We start from the raw sequence: 19,619 nt of genomic DNA on the forward strand, positions 1-19,619 counted from the left end.
CTAAGCACGAAACTTGCCCCGAGATGAGTTCTCCCTGAGACTATAAGTCTCCTGAAGGAACGTTAAAGACTATGACGTTGATAGGTCGGGTGTGTAAGTGTAGCGATACATTGAGCTAACCGATACTAATGAACCGTGAGGCTTAACCTTACAACGCCGAAGTTGTTTTGGCGAAGACAGACACAATATTCAGCTTGATTACAGATTACATTAACCGGCTAAAGGCGGGTTAATAAACAGAATTTGCCTGGCGGCTGTAGCGCGGTGGTCCCACCTGACCCCATGCCGAACTCAGAAGTGAAACGCCGTAGCGCCGATGGTAGTGTGGGGTCTCCCCATGCGAGAGTAGGGAACTGCCAGGCATCAAATTGCAGTAAACCGGGATGAATAATCCGGGTAGTGACAAAGAAATTCGGTGGAGCGGTAGTTCAGTCGGTTAGAATACCTGCCTGTCACGCAGGGGGTCGCGGGTTCGAGTCCCGTCCGTTCCGCCACTTATTAAAAGCCCTGAGCATTTGCTCAGGGCTTTTTTCTTTGCCTGTCATATGATTATTGCTGTTTTAGCAAAAATCCTCTGCTTTAATCGATCTTTTTCCCGATCCTCTCGTTCGTCATAATGGTTCCAGTTAACCCATTCTGATAAATAAAGAGGAAAATCATGACAATCCCTGCATTTGGTCTCGGTACCTTCCGCCTGAAAGATGACGTTGTTATCGCCTCCGTAAAAACCGCGCTGGAGTTAGGCTATCGTACTATCGATACCGCACAGATCTATGACAATGAAGCGGCCGTAGGACAGGCGATTGCCGAAAGCGGTATCGCGCGTGAAGCGCTGTTTATCACCACCAAAATCTGGATTGAAAATCTGAGCAAGGACAAACTGATTGCTAGCCTCAAAGAGAGCCTGCAGAAGCTGCGTACCGACTACGTGGATCTGACGCTGATCCACTGGCCGTCGCCGAACGATGCCGTAGCGGTTGAAGAGTTTATGGAAGCACTGCTGGAAGCGAAGACGCTGGGTCTGACTCGCCAGATTGGTATCTCTAACTTCACCATTCCGCTGATGCAACGTGCAATTGCTGTCGTTGGCGCGGAAAATATCGCGACTAATCAGATTGAACTGTCACCGTATCTGCAAAACCGCAAAGTCGTCGATTGGGCTACCGAGCACGGTATTCATATTACTTCTTACATGACGCTGGCATACGGTAAGGCACTGAAAGATGAAGTGATTGCCAGCATTGCGAAGAAACACAATGCAACACCAGCACAGGTGATTCTGGCCTGGGCAATGGGTGAAGGCTACGCGGTTATTCCGTCGTCAACCAAGCGCGAAAACCTGGCAAGCAACCTGCTGGCGCAGAACCTGACGCTGGATGCCGATGATAAAAAAGCGATCGCTGCGCTGGACTGCAATGACCGCCTGGTCAGCCCGGAAGGCCTGGCGCCTGAGTGGGACTAACCGCCCCTTAACCCTCTAAAACCCTCAAATAGCCCAACATCACGTTGGGCTATTTTTTGACCTGCTCGCTAAGAAAATCAATAAATGCTCTGATGCGGGTGCTCACCGCGCGATCGCTGTAGTAAACCGCGCTAAACGGCATCTCGACGGGCAGACGTTTATCGGCCAGCAGCTCAACAAACTCCCCGCTGGCAATTTCTTTATCCACCATATAGTCCGACAGGCAGGCAATCCCGTTACCGTTCAGGCACAGCTGTTTGAGCGTTTCGCCGCTGTTGGAGGTAATTTCACAGCTCACTTCCATAAACTGCCCATCGCAGCAGTATACCGGCCACGTGTTAAGCGAGGAGGGCTCGGTGAACCCCAGGCACAGATGCTCCTTCAGGTCGACGACGCTCTCGGGTTTGCCATGGCGGGCAATATACTCCGGCGACGCGATGATCTTACGATAGCTACTGAATAACGGGCGGGCTCGCAGGCTAGAGTCAGTTAACGTCCCGGCGCGGATCGCCACGTCCACCTTACGCTCAATCAGATTGATAAAGGTTTCTGACGACACCAGCGACAGCGTAATCTCCGGATAATGCTCGCGGAAGGGTTTAATCAGCGGCATCAGAAAATGCAGCATCACCGGCGTCGCGGCGTCGACGCGCAGCAGGCCGCGCGGCGTATTGCGGGTCTCCAGCAGCTCGTTTTCCGCCGCCGCCATCTCCTGTAGCACCACCTGCATACGGCGGAAATAGCGTTCGCCCTCTTCGGTCAGACTAAGCTGGCGCGTGGTGCGGTTCAGCAGGCTCACGCCAAGTTTCGATTCCAGCTTCTTCACCGCGCGGCTTACCGCCGAATTGGCCTGGCCCAGCTGTTCGGCCGCCCGGCTAAAACTGCCGCTTTCAACCACCGCCACGAAAATGGCGATCTCTTCTGATGTCGCTCTCATTGTTGCACCTGAAGCAAAATTCTATTGAGATTTTGAATATTTTTGTTATTTAAACACCCCGGCATACTACGTGTCATCTTAATACTGATGATGTGGAGTAAATTATGCCGCTGGCGCTACTTGCCTTAACGATCAGTGCCTTCGCAATTGGCACAACCGAATTTGTGATTGTCGGTCTGGTTCCGACTATCGCTGAACAACTTGCTATCTCCCTGCCTTCCGCCGGGATGCTGGTTTCCATCTACGCGCTGGGCGTGGCCATCGGCGCGCCGGTGCTCACCGCGCTGACGGGCAAACTGCCGCGTAAACAGCTGCTGCTGGCGCTGATGGTGCTGTTTACCGCCGGAAACCTGCTGGCCTGGCAGGCTCCGGGATACGCTACGCTGGTCGTCGCGCGTCTGTTGACCGGCCTGGCCCACGGCGTGTTCTTCTCCATTGGCTCCACCATTGCCACCAGTCTGGTGCCGAAAGAGAAGGCCGCCTCGGCGATCGCTATCATGTTCGGCGGCCTGACCGTGGCGCTGGTGACCGGCGTACCGTTGGGTACCTTTATCGGCCAGCACTTTGGCTGGAGAGAGACGTTCCTGGCCGTTTCCGTACTGGGCGTGATTGCGCTGATTGCCAGCGCCATACTGGTGCCTGGCAATATCCCGGGCCGTACGCCTGCAAGTTTGGCTGACCAGCTGAAAGTGTTGACCCATCCGCGTTTACTGATGATCTACGCCATCACCGCGCTGGGCTACGGCGGTGTATTTACCGCATTCACCTTCCTGGCGCCGATGATGCAGAATCTGGCGGGCTTCACGCCGAATGCTGTCAGCTGGATCCTGTTAGGCTACGGCGTCGCGGTAGCCGTGGGGAATATCTGGGGCGGTAAGCTGGCCGATAAACACGGAGCCGTATCGGCGCTGAAATTTATCTTTGCCGCTCTGGCCGCGCTATTGGTGGTCTTCCAGTTCACGGCGTCGATCCAGTATGCCGCGCTGGCTACGGTACTGGTGATGGGCGTCTTTGCCTTTGGTAACGTCCCGGGGCTCCAGGTTTACGTGGTGCAAAAGGCCGAGGAGTACACGCCAGCCGCCGTCGATGTGGCATCGGGTCTGAACATTGCCGCCTTCAACGTCGGGATTGCTATTGGTTCAGTGGTGGGCGGGCAGACCGTTGAGCACTATGGTCTGGCGCAAACGCCGTGGATTGGCGCGCTGATTGTGGTTGGGGCGCTGCTGTTGACCGGCCTCAGCGGCCGCCTGGATAAGCGCGTCGTGCCTGGTTTTTCTCGGTAAGGACGGGCTTACAGAAGTTCACTTAGCTTTATCACAAATAGCGTTGAAACCGCGGGCAAAAGCCCCTATAACTGAGGAACCCTCCTGGAACCAGGCGGGTTCTTTGGTTATTGAGGTTATAAAAGAAAGTGCGAAAAAATACCTACGCCATGCGCTACATTGCCGGACAGCCCGCAGAGCGGATCCTCCCGCCGCCGGGCGCCTATACCGGGCTGAGCGAGGCATTATCGGTGGGTAAGCCGTTAAGCACTGAAGAGAATATTCGCATCCTGGTGTGGAATATTTTTAAGCAGCAGCGCGCTGAATGGCTGTCGGTGCTGAATAAGTACGGTAAGGAGGCGCACCTGGTATTACTTCAGGAGGCGCAAACCACGCCTGAGCTGGTAAAGTTTGCGACCACTAACTATCTGGCCGCCGATCAGGTCCCCGCGTTTGCGTTGCCGCATCATCCTTCCGGCGTAATGACGTTGTCCGCCGCCCAGCCTGTTTACTGCTGCCCGCTACGGGAACGCGAGCCCATCCTGCGGCTGGCAAAATCAGCGTTAGTGACCGTTTACCCACTTCCTGATTCGCGTCTGCTGATGGTCGTTAATATTCATGCCGTTAACTTTAGTCTCGGCGTTGATGTCTACAGTAAACAGCTGATGCCCATCGGCGAGCAGATCGCCCAGCACAGCGGCCCGGTAATCATGGCCGGGGATTTCAACGCCTGGAGCCGTCCGCGTATGAACGCGCTGTACCGTTTTGCGCGCGATATGTCGCTGCGCCCGGTGCGTTTTGATGACGATCAGCGCCGTCGTGCGTTTGGCCGGCCGCTGGACTTTGTCTTCTATCGGGGATTGAACGTGAACGATGCTTCGGTACTGGTGACGCGCGCATCGGATCATAATCCGCTCATCGTCGAATTTAGCCCGGCAAGGTAGGGCGGCAGGAATAAAAAAAAGGCACCGGGGGAAACGGTGCCTTTTTTATTGGATGCCTGTCAGGAGTCAGGACGGTCGCTGTTTTTCACATACAGCGTGAGCTGATCGCCCGGCTGCAGGTTGCCAGTGCCGCTGTTCCAGCGCATCACATCTTTGATGTTAACGCCGTGACGTTTAGCAATGCTCGACAGCGAATCACCTTTACGTACGCGGTACGTAATGCTGCTGTTATCGGCAAGACGCGCAGCGCTGCTGCCCGCACCCACCGTTAAGCTCTGGCCAATCTTCAGGTTGCTGCCACGCAGGTTGTTCCACTGCTGCAGGTCCTTCGTCGTCACGCCTAAGCGCGAGGCGATACCCGACAGCGTGTCGCCTGAGCGAACCTTATAGCTGCGGCTGGACATCGGCGTGTTGTCGGCAACCAGCGTTGGCTGGAGGTCGGCAATCTCACCGGAGGCCAGGGACTCACGCAGTTGGTCTGCATGCTTCTGTGGCACCATCACGTACTTTGGACCGCTTGCGCCGAGCGTAGTGCCTTTAACGCCTGCGTTGAAGGTCTTCAGCTTATTGACCGGCATACCTGCCATGTCTGCGAGCTGAGAAATCTCAACCGGACTATCGAGGCGAACACGCGCCAGCGCACGGCTTTCGTCGGTTGTTGGCAGACGAACGCCATAGCGTTTGCTGTTTTTGAGGATGTCGCTCAAAGCCAGCATCTTCGGTACGTAGACCTTAGTTTCCTGAGGCAATGGAAGTGACCAGAAGTCCGTAGGCTTGCCACGGGCTTTGTTCGCCTTCATCGCTTTCATTACACGGCCTTCACCGCTGTTATACGCCGCCACGGTTAATAACCAGTCGCCGTCGAACATTTTGTTCAGACGCTGCATCATATCCAGTGCTGCCGTTGTGGAAGCAACGACGTCACGACGTGCGTCATAACTGCGGGTCTGTTTCAGACCATAATTGCGCCCTGTGCTCGGAATGATCTGCCAGATGCCTGCGGCATTGGCGCCAGACGTTGCGTGCGGGTCAAAAGCGCTCTCCACTATGGGTAGTAATACCAGTTCCATAGGCATGTTACGTTTCTTAACTTGCCCGGCTATCCAGTACATATACGGCTCTGCCCGTAAAGTTACATCGTGGAGATAGCTCTTATTTCGTAAATACTTCTGTTTCTGTTCGCGAACCCGGGCATTATCCGGGATTCCCATCTTTAGCTCGTCGCCAATGTAAGCCCACAGGTTTTGATCCTGCATGTCGAATGTCCCATCGTCCATCCAACGCGCCTGACTTGTGAACTTACTTGCTTCCCCTTGACTAGCCGCAGAAAGGCTCTGTGCGTGCTGTTGGACGTTGCCCTGCTGTGACGCCTGGCACCCCACGAGCAGGACAGAGGCGAGTAATATCGCTTTTGCCTTCATGTGTGTGTCAATAGTTGCTTAAAAGACGACCGATAATAACGACGAACTTTCGAAAACGCAACCCGGAAGTCTCAGAAGTTATCTTTCTTTGACCGTAACCATGCAAAACGCTCTTCAGATTGTAGCAATTTTGTTTCTTTGTCTATTTCATTAATTAAATCAATATCATCCGTTCTTAAAAATAGATTGATCTGACGCTCTTTTTTCAGAGTTGTGGGGAGTGTTATTTGTTTTTTTGCACGTAACTCATTCACTTCTCGATAGTATTCGTTAATGAACAAATCATGCGGTAAAACGCTCAGGGCGAACTTCATGTTGGAGAGCGTATACTCATGTGCGCAACAAATTAGCGTCTCTTCCGGCAGGGTGTTAATACGCTGCAACGAGCGGTACATCTGGGCTGGCGTGCCTTCGAATAAACGCCCGCAGCCCCCGGAAAACAGGGTATCGCCGCAAAAAAGCCACGGCGCGCTGTAGAAACAGACATGTCCTAAAGTGTGCCCCGGTGTAGCGAAAACGTGAAAATCCTGGTCGAGAACGCGGATCCGATCGCCGTCAGCCACGATTTTTGTTGTTCCTTTGTTGCGCGTCTCCTCCGGGCCGTAAACGATCAAATTCGGATAACGCCTATGCAGCTCCGCCACGCCACCAACGTGATCGTTGTGGTGATGCGTTAAGAGGATCGCTTCTGGCTGCCAGCTATTTTCCGCGATTGCCGCCAGCACCGGGGCCGCTTCGCCAGGATCGACGATCAGGCAACGGCCCGTTTCATCATTAAGAACCCAGATGTAGTTGTCCTGAAACGCTGGAATACTGTTAAGATTCATTCATTACCTCTTAAGCGTAGGGAAGGTGTGATGAAACCGGCAAGGATACCTCAAACAGTCTCAGCGCCTGTCTCGTGGGCGCAAATGCCCTGGGGTGAATATTATCGTGAGGCTATCGATCGTCAACTGAAACCCTGGCTCGGTAAGCTGTACGGCTTTCACCTGCTCAAGGTAGGTAACCTGAGCGCGGAAATCAACACCGAGGCCTGCGCCATCTCCCACCAGGTGAATATCTCGCTGGAGGGCAGCCCGATGCAGGTGCTGGCCGATCCGCTGCAGCTTCCATTTGCCGAAAAGTCGGTCGACGCCTGCCTTCTCGCCCATACGTTGCCCTGGTGCAGCGATCCCCACCGTATGCTGCGCGAAGCCGACCGGGTGTTAATTGACGACGGCTGGCTGATTATCAGCAGCTTTAACCCGGTCAGCCTGATGGGGCTGCGCAAGCTGTTTCCCGTGCTGCGTAAATCCGTCCCCTACAACAGCCGGATGTTTACCATGACCCGCCAGCTCGACTGGCTGGCGCTGCTGAATTTTGAAGTGCTGCACCAGAGTCGTTTTCAGGTGCTGCCGTGGGCGAAGCAGGGGGGAGTGATGCTGAGCACCCACGTGCCGGCGCTGGGCTGTCTGCAGGTGATCGTGGCGCGTAAGCGAACCATCCCGCTGACGCTAAACCCGATGCGGCAAAATAAGGCGAAAAGCCGTATCCCGCAGGCGGTGGGCGCAACCCGGCAGTACCGTAAGCCGCCGGACGTTTAGGCTTCCGACTGGTAGCCGACGTCGTCGTGGGTTGGCGCCGAGGCTGCCGCACGCGCCAACTCATCGCAGCGTTCGTTTTCCGGATGCCCGGCGTGGCCCTTAACCCATTCCCAGCGGATCTCATGCTGGCCGAGCGCCGCGTCGAGCCGCTTCCACAGATCGACATTCTTCACCGGCTTTTTATCCGCCGTCTTCCAGCCGCGTTTTTTCCAGTTGTGGATCCACTGGGTGATCCCCTGGCGGACGTACTGGCTGTCGGTGCTCAGCACCACGGTGCACGGCTCTTTCAGCGCCTCCAGCGCGACGATCGCCGCCATCAGCTCCATCCGGTTGTTGGTGGTCAGGCGATAGCCTTCATTAAAGGTTTTTTCCCGCTGGCGATAGCGTAAAATAGCGCCATAGCCGCCAGGGCCTGGGTTACCAAGGCAAGAGCCATCGGTGAAAATTTCTACCTGTTTAAGCATCTCTGGTAGACTTCCTGTATCTGCAATCGAAAGTAAACGGCAAGTCTGACATAAATGACTGATATGAGCACTGCAATTACGCGACAGATCGTTCTGGATACCGAAACCACCGGCATGAACCAGATCGGTGCGCACTACGAAGGCCACAAGATCATCGAGATCGGTGCCGTCGAAGTGATAAACCGTCGTTTGACCGGCAACAACTTCCACGTTTATCTCAAGCCAGACCGGCTGGTGGACCCTGAAGCCTTCGGCGTTCACGGTATCGCCGACGAGTTTTTGCTGGATAAACCCACCTTTGCCGACGTGGCCGATGAGTTCATTGACTATATCCGCGGCGCGGAGCTGGTCATCCATAACGCATCGTTCGATATCGGCTTTATGGACTATGAGTTTAGTAAGCTCAACCGCGGTATTCCAAAAACCGATACTTTCTGTAAGGTCACCGATAGCCTGGCGCTGGCGAGGAAAATGTTCCCCGGCAAGCGTAACAGCCTCGATGCGTTATGCTCGCGCTATGAAATAGACAATACCAAGCGAACCCTGCACGGCGCGCTTCTCGATGCCCAGATTCTGGCAGACGTCTATCTGACGATGACCGGCGGGCAGACGTCGATTAAATTTGCGATGGAAGGCGAGGGGCAGCAGCAGGCGGGCGATACCGGAATTCAGCGTATTGTCCGCGCGGCGAATAAACTGCGCGTCGTTTATGCTACCGATGAAGAACTGTTGAATCACGAATCGCGCCTCGACCTGGTGCAGAAGAAGGGCGGAAGCTGCCTCTGGCGGGCATAAAACAGCGATTTTGCTGTGAAAATAAGCGTATGGGCGATTTTTGCAGCAAACAATTCAAAAACAGAGAAAAAGCGTTGACGGTTTCCGAGGGAATCCGTAATATTCGCCTCGTTCCCAAGGGAACACAGCGGAGCGGTAGTTCAGTCGGTTAGAATACCTGCCTGTCACGCAGGGGGTCGCGGGTTCGAGTCCCGTCCGTTCCGCCACTATTCAGAAAGCCCGAATCAGTAATGATTCGGGCTTTCGTCGTTTTAGCCTTCCAGAACTTTCAGCACGTCTTTGCCATTCTTTCATTACCCTAGCGCAAAGGGATCGGCGTCCTGCCAGGCGGGGAATTTCTCGCGGTATTCCTGCAGCTGCGTCAGAGAGAGCTCGCCGTCGATACGGGTCGCCTGATGCGGTTCGGCGGTGGCCAGAATTTCGCCCTGCGGTGTGATGATGCGGCTGTCCCCACGATAATGATGGCCGTTGCCATCGGTACCCACCCGGTTGCAGCCAGCGACATAGGCCTGGTTCTCGATGGCGCGCGCGGTCAACAGCGCCTGCCAGTGCAGCGAACGCGGCGCCGGCCAGTTAGCGACGTACAGCGCCAGATCGTAGTCGTTGCGGTTGCGCGACCACACCGGGAAACGCAGGTCGTAGCAAACCAGCGGTAGAATACGCCAGCCGCGCCACGTCAGCACCACCCGCTGGTTACCCGCAATATAGTGGTGATGTTCATCGGCCATGCGGAACAGATGGCGTTTGTCGTAGGCGTGGACCTGGCCTTCCGGCTCCACCAGCAGAAAACGGTTAACCGCCCCCAGTGGCGTTTGCAGCGCGGCGCTACCGGCAATCAGCGCGTTGGTGCGCAGCGCCTGCTCACGCATCCAGGCGATGACCTCTTCTTCCGCCAGCGACTGTTCGGCAGCTTCCATGGCAAAACCGGTAGTAAACATCTCCGGCAGCACGATCACATCGCGTCCGACAATCTCTTCCATCTGCCGATCGAAATGGCGCAGGTTGGCAGGGCCGTCCATCCATACCAGCGGTTGTTGTAAAAGGGTAATCTTCAAGCCAGGCACAGTGAGGCGCTCCTCTTATACAGGACGTAAGGTTAACTGTAACACCTTATCAGGCTGCTGCTGCTCTGGGGACTGCCTGAATAAAAAAAAGCGGAGCCAGGCTCCGCTTTAGGGGTAACAAATAGAAGGGGTTACGCGGCTTCAACCTTGCGCACGTTGTCCGGCAGCTTTACCGGCTTGGTCGCCAGCTCATCCGCTGCGAAGTCATCGACGTTGATGCTGCGCAGACGACTCTCTTCCGCTTTAATCAGGATCGCCGCTTCGGTTTGATCGATAAGCCCTTTTGCCAGCGCGTTCTGTGCCAGTTCATCCAGGCGGGTAAACGGCAGGTTTTTGCCAATTTCTTTGCAGATACGCTGGTGGATTGGGTCCGCCGCCATCACATCAACCAGCGCCTCTTCCAGCAGTCCCACTGGGTTATGCTCGCTCGGCGTCAGGTACTGACCGCGGCCGATACGGGAGCGGGTGGCACTCGGCGTTTGCAGAATCTTCGCCACGCTGTGATCCAGCTTATCGGACGGCGCATCGTAATGACGGCCGGTCGGGAAGATGGCAACGCGCATGGCGCCAGCCACAAAGCGGTTCGGGAAGTTCTTCAGCAGATCGTCAATCGCCTGCTCGGCCTGATGCAGCGCATCCTGCACGCCCCAGTGCACCAGCGGTAAATCCGCTTCGTTACGGCCTTCATCGTCATAACGTTTCAGCACCGCGGAGGCGAGGTACAGCTGGCTTAGCACGTCACCCAGACGCGCGGAGATACGCTCGCGACGTTTCAGGCTGCCGCCCAGCACTGCCATGGAAACGTCGGACAGCAGGGCCAGGTTGGCGCTCAGACGGTTCAGATGCTGGTAGTAACGCTTCGTCGCATCGCGGGTCGGCGTCGGGCTGGTTAAGCCACGGGTGAGGCCTAACCAGAAGCTGCGCACTTTATTACTGCCCACGTGGCCGATATGTTTAAACAGCAGCTTATCGAAGGCGTTAACATCTTTATTCTGCGCGGCGGCCATCTCATCCAGCACGTACGGATGGCAGCGGATCGCGCCCTGGCCGAAGATCATCATGCTGCGGGTCAGAATATTTGCCCCTTCCACGGTGATGGCGATCGGTGCGCCCTGGTAGGCACGCGCCAGGAAGTTGCCTTCACCCAGCATAATGCCTTTGCCCCCGGCGATATCCATCGCATCAACGATGGACTGCTGGCCGCGATGGGTACAGTGGTACTTAACGATAGCCGACAGCACCGCCGGTTTTTCACCAAGCATAATGCCGTAGGTAATCAGGGTCGCGGCGGCGTCCATCACGTAGGCGTTACCGGCGATACGCGCCAGCGGCTCTTCAATCCCTTCCATTTTACCAATCGAGACTTTGAACTGACGGCGGATGTGCGCATAGGCACCTGTCGCCAGCGCGACGGATTTTACGCCGCCGGTCGAGTTCGACGGCAGGGTAATTCCGCGGCCTACGGAGAGGCATTCAACCAGCATACGCCAGCCCTGGCCGGCCATTTTCGGCCCGCCGATGATGTAATCGATCGGCACAAAGATGTCCTGGCCGCGGGTTGGGCCGTTCTGGAACGGTACGTTCAGCGGGAAGTGACGGCGGCCAATCTCCACGCCCGGGGTGTTGGTCGGGATCAGCGCACAGGTAATGCCCAAATCTTCCGCGCCGCCCAGCAGTTTATCCGGGTCGGAGAGTTTAAACGCCAGCCCCAGAACGGTGGCGATCGGCGCCAGCGTAATGTAGCGCTTGTTCCAGGTCAGGCGCATGCCCAGCACCTGCTCGCCCTGCCACTCGCCCATGCACACGACGCCGGTATCCGGAATCGCACCGGCATCAGAACCGGCTTCCGGGCTGGTCAGCGCGAAGCAGGGGATTTCCTGACCACGCGCCAGGCGCGGCAGGTAATGATCTTTCTGTTCCTCAGTGCCGTAGTGTTGCAGCAGTTCGCCCGGGCCTAAGGAGTTCGGCACGCCGACGGTAATCGCCAGGATCCCGGAGACGCCGGAGAGCTTCTGCAATACGCGCGCCTGGGCATAGGCGGAGAACTCCAGGCCGCCGTACTCTTTCTTAATGATCATCGCGAAGAAGCGGTGCTCTTTCAGATAGGCCCACAGTTCCGGCGGCAGATCCGCCATCTCATGGGTGATCTGGAAATCGTTCGCCATGCGGCAGGCTTCTTCCACCGGGCCATCAATAAAGGCCTGCTCTTCGGCGGTCAGCTGCGGACGCGGATAGTTGTGCAGTTTTTTCCAGTCCGGATTGCCGCGGAACAGATCGCCTTCCCACCAGGTCGTACCGGCGTCGATCGCTTCTTTTTCGGTACGCGACATCGGCGGCATCACCTTACTGAACATGCGGAACACCGGCGCGGAGATCAGCGCTTTACGCATTGGCGTAAAGTTGAACGGCACCAGAATGATGGCCAGCGGTACCAGCAGCCACAAATTCCACAGGCCAGCAGCGCCGAGCGCCGCGGTCCAGGCCAGTAAAATCAGGCTACTGAGCGTCAAGCTGATGCGGTGATAGAAGAGTGCACCGAGTAAAGCAATGGTTAAAACAATACTCAAAATCATCATAGAGAAATGCCCCTGTCTTGTAGGAGGTCTGACCACTTGTGATGATATGGTTGTAGTTGATGTGATTTTAATTAGCAATGCGTTTACAAGATAATTACAACTCCGCTCACATTGTTGATGCTTTTTACCGCACCAATAATTCAAACATCCGCTGAATACATCGCCCCTTGCTTCTCTGTGGTGATGCTATCCGGTACACTAGCGGCGACAATTTTATTAATGCTGAAGGATTATCCTCATGTACCAGGATCTTATTCGTAACGAACTGAATGAAGCGGCCGATACGCTGGCAAACTTTCTCAAAGATGACGCCAATATCCATGCCATTCAGCGCGCAGCAGCCCTGCTGGCAGACAGCTTCAAAGCCGGTGGTAAAGTGCTTTCCTGCGGCAACGGCGGCTCCCACTGCGATGCGATGCACTTCGCTGAAGAGCTGACTGGCCGCTATCGTGAAAACCGTCCGGGCTACCCGGCGATCGCGATCTCCGACGTCAGCCACCTCTCCTGCGTGAGTAATGATTTCGGTTATGAATATGTTTTCTCTCGCTACGTTGAATCCGTAGGCCGCGCGGGCGACGTGCTGCTGGGGATCTCCACCTCCGGCAACTCTGCAAACGTGATCAAAGCGATTGAAGCGGCGCGTGCGCAGGGCATGAAGGTGATCACTCTGACCGGTAAAGACGGCGGTAAAATGGCCGGTTCTGCGGATATCGAAATTCGCGTACCGCATTTTGGCTACGCCGACCGCGTGCAGGAAATTCACATTAAAGTGATTCACATCCTGATCATGCTGATCGAAAAAGAGATGGTTAAAGCATAAGTTTCACGGGGCTTCGGCCCCGTTTGCTGCGGAGGTGTAAGATGTGCGAACTGCTCGGGATGAGCGCCAATGTGCCAACCGATATTTGCTTCAGTTTCACCGGGCTCGTACAGCGCGGTGGCGGCACCGGGCCGCATAAAGACGGCTGGGGTATTACCTTCTATGAAGGTAAAGGCTGTCGCACCTTTAAAGACCCGCAGCCCAGCTACCAGTCGCCGATCGCCAAACTGGTGCAGGACTATCCGATTAAGTCCTGCTCGGTGATTGCCCATATTCGCCAGGCCAACCGTGGCATGGTGGCGCTGGAAAACACCCATCCGTTCACCCGCGAACTGTGGGGCCGCAACTGGACCTACGCCCACAACGGCCAGCTCACCGGCTATAAAACGCTGGAAACGGGCCATTTTCGGCCGGTTGGCGAGACCGACAGCGAGAAAGCCTTTTGCTGGCTGCTGCATAAGCTGACCCAGCGCTACCCGCGCACGCCGGGGAACATGCAGGCGGTGTTTAAATACATTGCTTCGCTCACGGACGAACTGCGTGGGATGGGCGTGTTTAATATGCTGCTGTCAGACGGGCGCTATGTGATGGCGTTCTGCTCCACCAACCTGTACTGGATCACCCGTCGGGCGCCGTTTGGCGTGGCGAAGCTACTGGATCAGGACGTGGAAATTGATTTTCAGCAGGAGACGACCGCCAACGATGTGGTGACCGTGATAGCCACCCAACCGCTGACGGGGAATGAAACCTGGCACAAGATTATGCCAGGCGAATGGCGCTTATTTTGCCTCGGGGAGCGTGTAGTTTGACGCCAGCTGCGGCTGAACCACTTCGTGGCTCAGCGGCTTGCTGACGACGTAACGGCCGTCGACGACCGACACCATTGGCGGCTTGTGCGTCTGCTGGAAGTAATCGTAGCCCGGCTTAAGCTGCTGCCAGAAATCTTTATAGTATGAATATTTATGGCGCTGCATGTTGGCATCGGTCATGCGGAACGGATAGATGCTCACCTGTACGCTGGACTGCCCGAAGACCAATGCGCCGGTCACGAACTGGAAGATTTCATCAATACCTGAATCGGTCATGGCGTAGCAGCCCACCGACACGCAGGCGCCGTGAATCATCAGATACTTTCCTTCATAACCGTGCGCGCGGTCATAGGCGTTCGGGAAGCCGATATTGATGGCTTTATAGAAACGGCTATCCGGCTTGAGCTGGCTGCGCTGTACCGAATAAAAGCCTTCCGGGCTTTTGAAATCGCCCTGACGCTGTTTCGGCCCTAAGCCGCCGGAGTAGTTACAGATTTTATAGCTATCAAGGAGTTGGTAGGTTTCACCCATTTTGACGAACAGGTCGAGCGTGCGCTCTTCCTTAAAAATCTGGATGTAGACCGGAGAGCCCATCAATTGCTGCTTATATTCTTTGCTGACAGGCGTCGTCGGGCTGCTGCTGCTGCTCATTAAACCAGCAAACGAAACGCACGGCATTAAAAGCATCGCAATAAATAATGCGATTTTGCGCATACTACTTGTTCCTTGATAAAAAATAACTACACGCCAGGAGAGGCAACAGAGAGAAAAAAGCAGATAAATCTGTTTTTTGTGCGCTCACCTTAGCACCACCGCATTTTTTCGCAAGAGGGGCGTTTGGCGTTTACAATTTCGTGTTGTATTCCCGTGGCAGGTCGGTGCGTTGTGCTGTTGACCGGCCAAACGGAAGCCTGCAAAAAGAGTGTAGGATAAGCTGATGATTAGCTAGCCATCTTTGTCCGAATCCGTAGCAGTTTGCGTATCAGCTCGCAATTTAGCGGCTTAGAAAGCAGAACTGCTGCATCAGATAAGGAGAAAATGGTAAACTTTCGTTACGTAATCATTCGGGCTGAAAATGGGTATAACGGATACCTGCTGAATGATTCAGATAGTAACTCTCTAAACAGTGTAAGAAAGGATGCTTCAGATTCTCATCATGTCTGGTGATGGTAACAATCGGCCTCAGGCACACCTCCTTTCTTTTGTCTCGTTAACCTAAACGCTGGCCTCAGCTTTGAGTTGACGTCGTCGTTAACGGATACCTGCGAACAGTATGATTAAAATAACCAAAGGCCTCGATCTGCCTATAGCTGGACAGCCCGACCAGCAGCGCATTGATGACGTTGCCGTGACCCGAGTGGCGGTGAAAGGCGAAGAATATAACGGACTGCGTCCTTCGATGGCGGTAAAAGAGGGCGATAGAGTCGTTAAAGGGCAGCTGCTCTTTGAAGACAAAAAAATTCCCGGCGTGCGCTTCACTGCGCCAGCCAGCGGTACGGTGAGCGCCATTCACCGCGGCGAGCGCCGCGTATTGCAGTCGGTGGTCATTGACGTCGACGGCGATGAATCGCTGCGCTTTACGGCCTATCCGGCGGATGAACTGGCAACGCTACCGCGTGAAGCGGTGGCCGCACAGCTGATTGAATCTGGCCTATGGACGGCGATGCGCACGCGGCCGTTCAGTAAAACGCCGTTACCGGGTTCGGAGCCGGCGGCGATTTTCGTTACCGCCATGGACACCAATCCGCTGGCCGCCGAGCCGCAGCCCATTATCCTCGCCCAGCGCGAAGCGTTTAACGCGGGCCTCACCGTTCTCACGCGTTTGACGGACGGTAAAGTTCACGTCTGCCAGGGCAGCGGCGGCAAGCTGGGCGGTCATCCGCTGGGGCAGGTGACCTTTAATCAGTTTACCGGCCCACACCCGGCTGGGTTAGTCGGTACTCACATTCACTTCCTGGAGCCGGTCAGCCTGCACAAGCAGGTGTGGCACCTTAATTACCAGGACGTCATTGCCTACGGTAAGCTGTTCCTTGACGGCGTGCTGTGGACCGAGCGCATCATCGCCCTCGGCGGCCCGCAGGTGAAGAATCCTCGCCTGCTGCGCACCCGCCTCGGCGCCGATCTTGATGCAATGCTGGCGGGCGAGCTGCACGAAGGCGAAAACCGCATTTTGTCCGGTTCTGTCCTTAACGGCACGCAGGCGTCGGGCCCTCACGCGTTTCTGGGCCGTTTCCACCTGCAGGTGAGCGTGCTGAAAGAAGGGCGCGAAAAAGAGCTGCTGGGCTGGGTGGCACCGGGGCGCGACAAATTTTCGATTACCCGCACCACGCTGGGCCACTTCTTCAAGAAGAAGCTGTTTAACCTCTCTACGGATATGCACGGCGGCGAGCGCGCCATGGTGCCTATCGGCAACTACGAGCGGGTGATGCCGCTGGATATTCTGCCGACCATGCTGCTGCGTGACTTGCTGGCGGGGGATACCGACAGCGCGCAGGCGCTGGGCTGTCTGGAGCTTGATGAAGAAGACCTGGCGCTGTGCACCTACGTCTGCCCGGGGAAATATGAATACGGGCCGGTGTTGCGCCACGTATTAACGCAAATTGAGCAGGAAGGCTAAGTGATGGGCTTAAAACAGCTACTGGAAAAAGTTGAGCCGCACTTCACGCAGGGCGGCAAGCTGGAAAAATACTACCCGCTGTATGAAGCGACGGCGACGTTGCTCTACACGCCGGGCCATGTGACCAAAGGCGCGGCGCACGTGCGTGACGCCATCGACCTGAAGCGCATGATGATCCTCGTCTGGTTCGCCGTTTTCCCGGCGATGTTCTGGGGGATGTATAACGTCGGGCTGCAAACCATCCCGGCGCTGCACAAGCTGTACGGCGCTGAGCAACTACAGCAGGTGATTGCCAGCAACTGGCACTACAGCGTGGCGCAGGCGCTGGGCGTCAGCTTCGCGCCGGATGCCGGCTGGCTTAGCATGATGATGCTGGGCGCGGTGTTCTTTGTGCCGATTTACGCCACGGTCTTTCTGGTGGGCGGATTCTGGGAAGTGCTGTTCGCGATTGTGCGCAAGCATGAAGTGAACGAAGGCTTCTTCGTCACCTCAATTCTGTTTGCGCTGATTGTCCCGCCGACGATGCCGTTATGGCAGGCGGCGCTTGGCATCTCCTTCGGCGTCGTGATTGCGAAAGAAATCTTCGGCGGTACCGGCCGTAACTTCCTCAACCCGGCGCTGGCCGGGCGTGCGTTCCTGTTCTTTGCCTACCCGGCGCAAATCTCCGGCGACCTGGTCTGGACCGCCGCCGACGGTTTCTCCGGGGCCACGCCGCTTTCCCAGTGGGCGAGCCACGGCGGTGAAGCGTTGGTTAACGTCGTGAGCGGGCAGCCGGTGAGCTGGATGGATGCCTTTATCGGCAACATTCCGGGCTCCATTGGTGAAGTCTCCACGCTGATGATCCTGCTCGGCGGGGCGCTGATTATCTTTGGTCGCGTCGCCTCCTGGCGCATTGTGGCCGGGGTGATGGTCGGCATGATCGCCTGCGCCACCCTGTTTAACCTGATTGGTTCCGATACCAACCCGATGTTTGCCATGCCGTGGTACTGGCATCTGGTGCTCGGCGGCTTCGCCTTTGGCATGATGTTTATGGCCACCGACCCGGTTTCTGCCTCGTTCACTGATAAAGGGAAGTGGTGTTACGGCGCGTTGATTGGCGCGATGTGCGTGCTGATTCGCGTGGTAAACCCGGCCTATCCGGAAGGGATGATGCTGGCGATTCTGTTCGCCAACCTCTTTGCACCGCTGTTCGATTACCTGGTGGTGCGGGCCAACATTAAGCGGAGGAAGTCGCGTGGCTGAGAATAAAAGTAACGATAGCATCGGCAAAACGCTGCTGGTGGTGCTGGTGCTTTGTCTGGTCTGCTCCATTGTGGTCGCCGGTTCCGCGGTGGGCCTCAAGCCGCTACAGCAGGAGCAGCGCGCGCTGGATAAACAGCGCAATATCCTGGCGGTGGCCGGGCTGATGCACGACAAAATGAGCGCCGACGAGGTTGCGGATATCTACGCATCGCGCGTCACCCCGCGGCTGGTGGATTTAAAAACCGGCGCTCTGCTCGATAGCGACCCGGCGAAGTTTAATCAGAGTCAGGCGCTGAAAGATCCGCAGCAAAGCGTAGCGCTGGATGCTAGCGAGGACCCTGCCGGTATTCGCCGCCGCAGCAACGTGGTGGAAATCTACCTGATTAAAGATGAAAAACAGCAGCTGCAGGAAATCGTCCTGCCGATTTACGGCAACGGCCTGTGGTCAATGATGTACGCTTTCGTTGCGTTGGATACCGACGGGCGCACCATCAAAGGCATCACCTACTACGACCAGGGGGAAACCCCGGGGCTCGGCGGTGAGGTTGAAAACCCGAACTGGCGCGCGCAGTTTGTTGGTAAACGCGTCGTCAACGACGAAGGGCACCCTGCGCTCAGAGTCATGAAGGGCGCGGCCCCGCAGGGCGATCTCTATGCAGTGGACGGCCTGTCTGGCGCCACGCTTACCGCCAACGGCGTACAGCATAGCTTTGATTTCTGGATGGGCGAACTGGGCTTTGGCCCGTTCCTGAAACAGGTGCGTGAAGGAGGGCTGAATCATGGCTGAACAGGGTGAAACAAAAGAGATGAAGCGTTTGCTGGTTGGCCCGCTCATCGCCAATAACCCGATCGCTCTCCAGGTGCTCGGGGTCTGTTCGGCGCTGGCGGTCACCACCAAGCTGGAAACGGCGTTCGTGATGACCATTGCGGTCACGCTGGTGACCGCGTTTTCCAGCATGTTCATCTCAATGATCCGCCACCATATTCCGAACAGCGTGCGCATTATCGTGCAGATGGCGATTATCGCCTCGCTGGTTATCGTGGTCGACCAACTGCTGCGCGCCTTTGCCTATGAAACGTCGAAACAGCTGTCGGTCTTCGTCGGGCTTATCATCACCAACTGTATCGTGATGGGGCGCGCGGAAGCATATGCCATGAAGTCTCCGCCGCTGGCGAGCTTTATGGACGGCATCGGTAACGGCCTCGGCTACGGCGCTATCCTGCTGATCGTCGGCTTCCTGCGCGAACTTATCGGCAGCGGCAAGCTATTTGGCGTCACGGTGCTGGAGACGATACAGAACGGCGGCTGGTATCAGCCGAACGGCCTGTTTCTGCTCGCGCCGAGCGCGTTTTTCATTATCGGTCTGCTGATCTGGGCGCTGCGTAGCTGGAAGCCGGAACAGCAGGAACAGCAGGAAAAGGAGTAACCGATCATGGCTCACTACATTAGCCTGTTTGTTCGCGCCGTGTTCGTTGAAAACATGGCGCTGGCCTTCTTCCTCGGGATGTGTACCTTCCTCGCGGTCTCGAAGAAGGTGTCCACCGCTTTTGGTCTTGGCGTGGCGGTAACGGTCGTTCTCGGCCTCGCGGTACCGATCAACAACCTGGTCTATAACCTGGTGC

The 19,619-nt window shown here is 56.1% G+C and carries 18 protein-coding genes, 2 tRNA genes, 2 rRNA genes and 1 pseudogene; 16 read left to right on the forward strand and 7 right to left on the reverse strand.

The features are described from left to right. From ACK5JN_RS21125 to dkgB, 4 genes are all read left to right on the forward strand, one after another. Positions 1-150, forward strand: a 23S ribosomal RNA gene (locus tag ACK5JN_RS21125); the annotation flags it as partial. Positions 151-246: 96 nt separating this feature from the next. Further along, positions 247-362: ribosomal RNA gene (gene rrf / locus ACK5JN_RS21130) — 5S ribosomal RNA — on the forward strand. Between the two features lie 55 nt (positions 363-417). After that, positions 418-494: transfer RNA gene (locus ACK5JN_RS21135), tRNA-Asp, on the forward strand. Between the two features lie 164 nt (positions 495-658). Beyond that, positions 659-1,462, forward strand: a complete 804-nt coding sequence (gene dkgB, locus ACK5JN_RS21140) for a 2,5-didehydrogluconate reductase DkgB (protein WP_416871941.1) — start codon at positions 659-661, stop codon at positions 1,460-1,462. 49 nt (positions 1,463-1,511) lie between these two features. Here the strand turns inward: dkgB and yafC are convergent, their stop codons facing one another. Then, a complete protein-coding gene (yafC, locus tag ACK5JN_RS21145) occupies positions 1,512-2,399 on the reverse strand; it encodes a DNA-binding transcriptional regulator YafC (RefSeq protein WP_416871942.1) in 888 nt (295 codons plus the stop codon). Between the two features lie 104 nt (positions 2,400-2,503). Between yafC and ACK5JN_RS21150 the strand changes: the two genes are divergently transcribed. Further along, positions 2,504-3,682, forward strand: a complete 1,179-nt coding sequence (locus ACK5JN_RS21150) for an MFS transporter (RefSeq protein WP_416871943.1) — start codon at positions 2,504-2,506, stop codon at positions 3,680-3,682. Positions 3,683-3,810: 128 nt separating this feature from the next. Beyond that, positions 3,811-4,605 carry an endonuclease/exonuclease/phosphatase family protein gene (locus ACK5JN_RS21155; RefSeq protein WP_416871944.1) on the forward strand — a complete coding sequence of 265 codons (795 nt, stop codon included), beginning with the start codon at positions 3,811-3,813 and terminating at the stop codon, positions 4,603-4,605. A 59-nt stretch (positions 4,606-4,664) separates the two neighbouring features. On the opposite strand, the gene mltD is transcribed toward ACK5JN_RS21155, so the two are convergent. After that, complete coding sequence (mltD, locus tag ACK5JN_RS21160) at positions 4,665-6,026, reverse strand: murein transglycosylase D (protein WP_416871945.1); 1,362 nt, start codon at positions 6,024-6,026, stop codon at positions 4,665-4,667. Between the two features lie 71 nt (positions 6,027-6,097). Beyond that, the gene (gloB, locus tag ACK5JN_RS21165) at positions 6,098-6,853 is read right to left on the reverse strand and encodes a hydroxyacylglutathione hydrolase (protein WP_416871946.1); all 756 of its coding nucleotides are present in this window, start codon (positions 6,851-6,853) and stop codon (positions 6,098-6,100) included. 30 nt (positions 6,854-6,883) lie between these two features. Here gloB and ACK5JN_RS21170 point away from each other — a divergent pair, with 30 nt between their 5' ends. Next, positions 6,884-7,609, forward strand: coding sequence for a class I SAM-dependent methyltransferase (locus ACK5JN_RS21170; RefSeq protein ID WP_416871947.1), 726 nt, complete (start codon positions 6,884-6,886; stop codon positions 7,607-7,609). On the opposite strand, the pseudogene rnhA reads toward ACK5JN_RS21170, so the two are convergent. Further along, positions 7,606-8,183, reverse strand: a pseudogene (gene rnhA, locus ACK5JN_RS21175) (ribonuclease HI). The gene ACK5JN_RS21170 and the pseudogene rnhA sit on opposite strands and share 4 nt — an antisense overlap. Here rnhA and dnaQ point away from each other — a divergent pair. Further along, positions 8,137-8,868 (forward strand): DNA polymerase III subunit epsilon, encoded by a 732-nt coding sequence (gene dnaQ, locus ACK5JN_RS21180; RefSeq protein WP_416871948.1) that lies wholly within the window; start codon positions 8,137-8,139, stop codon positions 8,866-8,868. The pseudogene rnhA and the gene dnaQ overlap by 47 nt on opposite strands. A gap of 129 nt (positions 8,869-8,997) precedes the next feature. Beyond that, a tRNA-Asp gene (locus ACK5JN_RS21185) sits at positions 8,998-9,074 on the forward strand. Between the two features lie 87 nt (positions 9,075-9,161). Here the strand turns inward: ACK5JN_RS21185 and ACK5JN_RS21190 are convergent. After that, a complete protein-coding gene (locus ACK5JN_RS21190; RefSeq protein ID WP_416871949.1) occupies positions 9,162-9,932 on the reverse strand; it encodes an amidohydrolase in 771 nt (256 codons plus the stop codon). A 131-nt stretch (positions 9,933-10,063) separates the two neighbouring features. Then, the gene (fadE, locus tag ACK5JN_RS21195; RefSeq protein ID WP_416871950.1) at positions 10,064-12,508 is read right to left on the reverse strand and encodes an acyl-CoA dehydrogenase FadE; all 2,445 of its coding nucleotides are present in this window, start codon (positions 12,506-12,508) and stop codon (positions 10,064-10,066) included. A 238-nt stretch (positions 12,509-12,746) separates the two neighbouring features. On the opposite strand from fadE, the gene lpcA reads away from it, so the two are divergent. Beyond that, entirely contained in the window at positions 12,747-13,328 is a 582-nt protein-coding gene (gene lpcA, locus ACK5JN_RS21200) for a D-sedoheptulose 7-phosphate isomerase (protein WP_416871951.1), read from the forward strand. A gap of 41 nt (positions 13,329-13,369) precedes the next feature. Next, positions 13,370-14,137, forward strand: a complete 768-nt coding sequence (locus tag ACK5JN_RS21205; protein ID WP_416871952.1) for a class II glutamine amidotransferase — start codon at positions 13,370-13,372, stop codon at positions 14,135-14,137. Here ACK5JN_RS21205 and dpaA read toward each other — a convergent pair. Then, on the reverse strand, positions 14,108-14,851 hold the full coding sequence (gene dpaA, locus ACK5JN_RS21210; RefSeq protein ID WP_416871953.1) for a peptidoglycan meso-diaminopimelic acid protein amidase: 744 nt from the start codon (positions 14,849-14,851) through the stop codon (positions 14,108-14,110). The genes ACK5JN_RS21205 and dpaA overlap by 30 nt on opposite strands. A 559-nt stretch (positions 14,852-15,410) precedes the next feature. Between dpaA and ACK5JN_RS21215 the strand changes: the two genes are divergently transcribed. From ACK5JN_RS21215 to ACK5JN_RS21235, 5 genes are all read left to right on the forward strand, one after another. Then, positions 15,411-16,754 carry a Na(+)-translocating NADH-quinone reductase subunit A gene (locus ACK5JN_RS21215; protein ID WP_416871954.1) on the forward strand — a complete coding sequence of 448 codons (1,344 nt, stop codon included), beginning with the start codon at positions 15,411-15,413 and terminating at the stop codon, positions 16,752-16,754. Between the two features lie 3 nt (positions 16,755-16,757). After that, positions 16,758-17,996: an NADH:ubiquinone reductase (Na(+)-transporting) subunit B gene (locus ACK5JN_RS21220; protein ID WP_416871957.1), complete on the forward strand. Its 1,239-nt coding sequence runs from the start codon at positions 16,758-16,760 to the stop codon at positions 17,994-17,996. Beyond that, entirely contained in the window at positions 17,989-18,783 is a 795-nt protein-coding gene (locus ACK5JN_RS21225) for a Na(+)-translocating NADH-quinone reductase subunit C (RefSeq protein WP_416871955.1), read from the forward strand. The genes ACK5JN_RS21220 and ACK5JN_RS21225 overlap by 8 nt, the downstream gene beginning before the upstream one ends. Continuing rightward, positions 18,776-19,423 (forward strand): NADH:ubiquinone reductase (Na(+)-transporting) subunit D, encoded by a 648-nt coding sequence (locus ACK5JN_RS21230; RefSeq protein ID WP_416871956.1) that lies wholly within the window; start codon positions 18,776-18,778, stop codon positions 19,421-19,423. Before ACK5JN_RS21225 ends, ACK5JN_RS21230 begins: the two co-directional genes overlap by 8 nt. Before the next feature lie 6 nt (positions 19,424-19,429). Further along, the coding region (locus ACK5JN_RS21235) for an Rnf-Nqr domain containing protein (RefSeq protein ID WP_408709998.1) at positions 19,430-19,619 on the forward strand (190 nt) is incomplete at its 3' end.

Origin of the sequence: Kluyvera sp. (genome assembly GCF_047971185.1) — a bacterium.
Lineage (GTDB): Bacteria > Pseudomonadota > Gammaproteobacteria > Enterobacterales > Enterobacteriaceae > Kluyvera.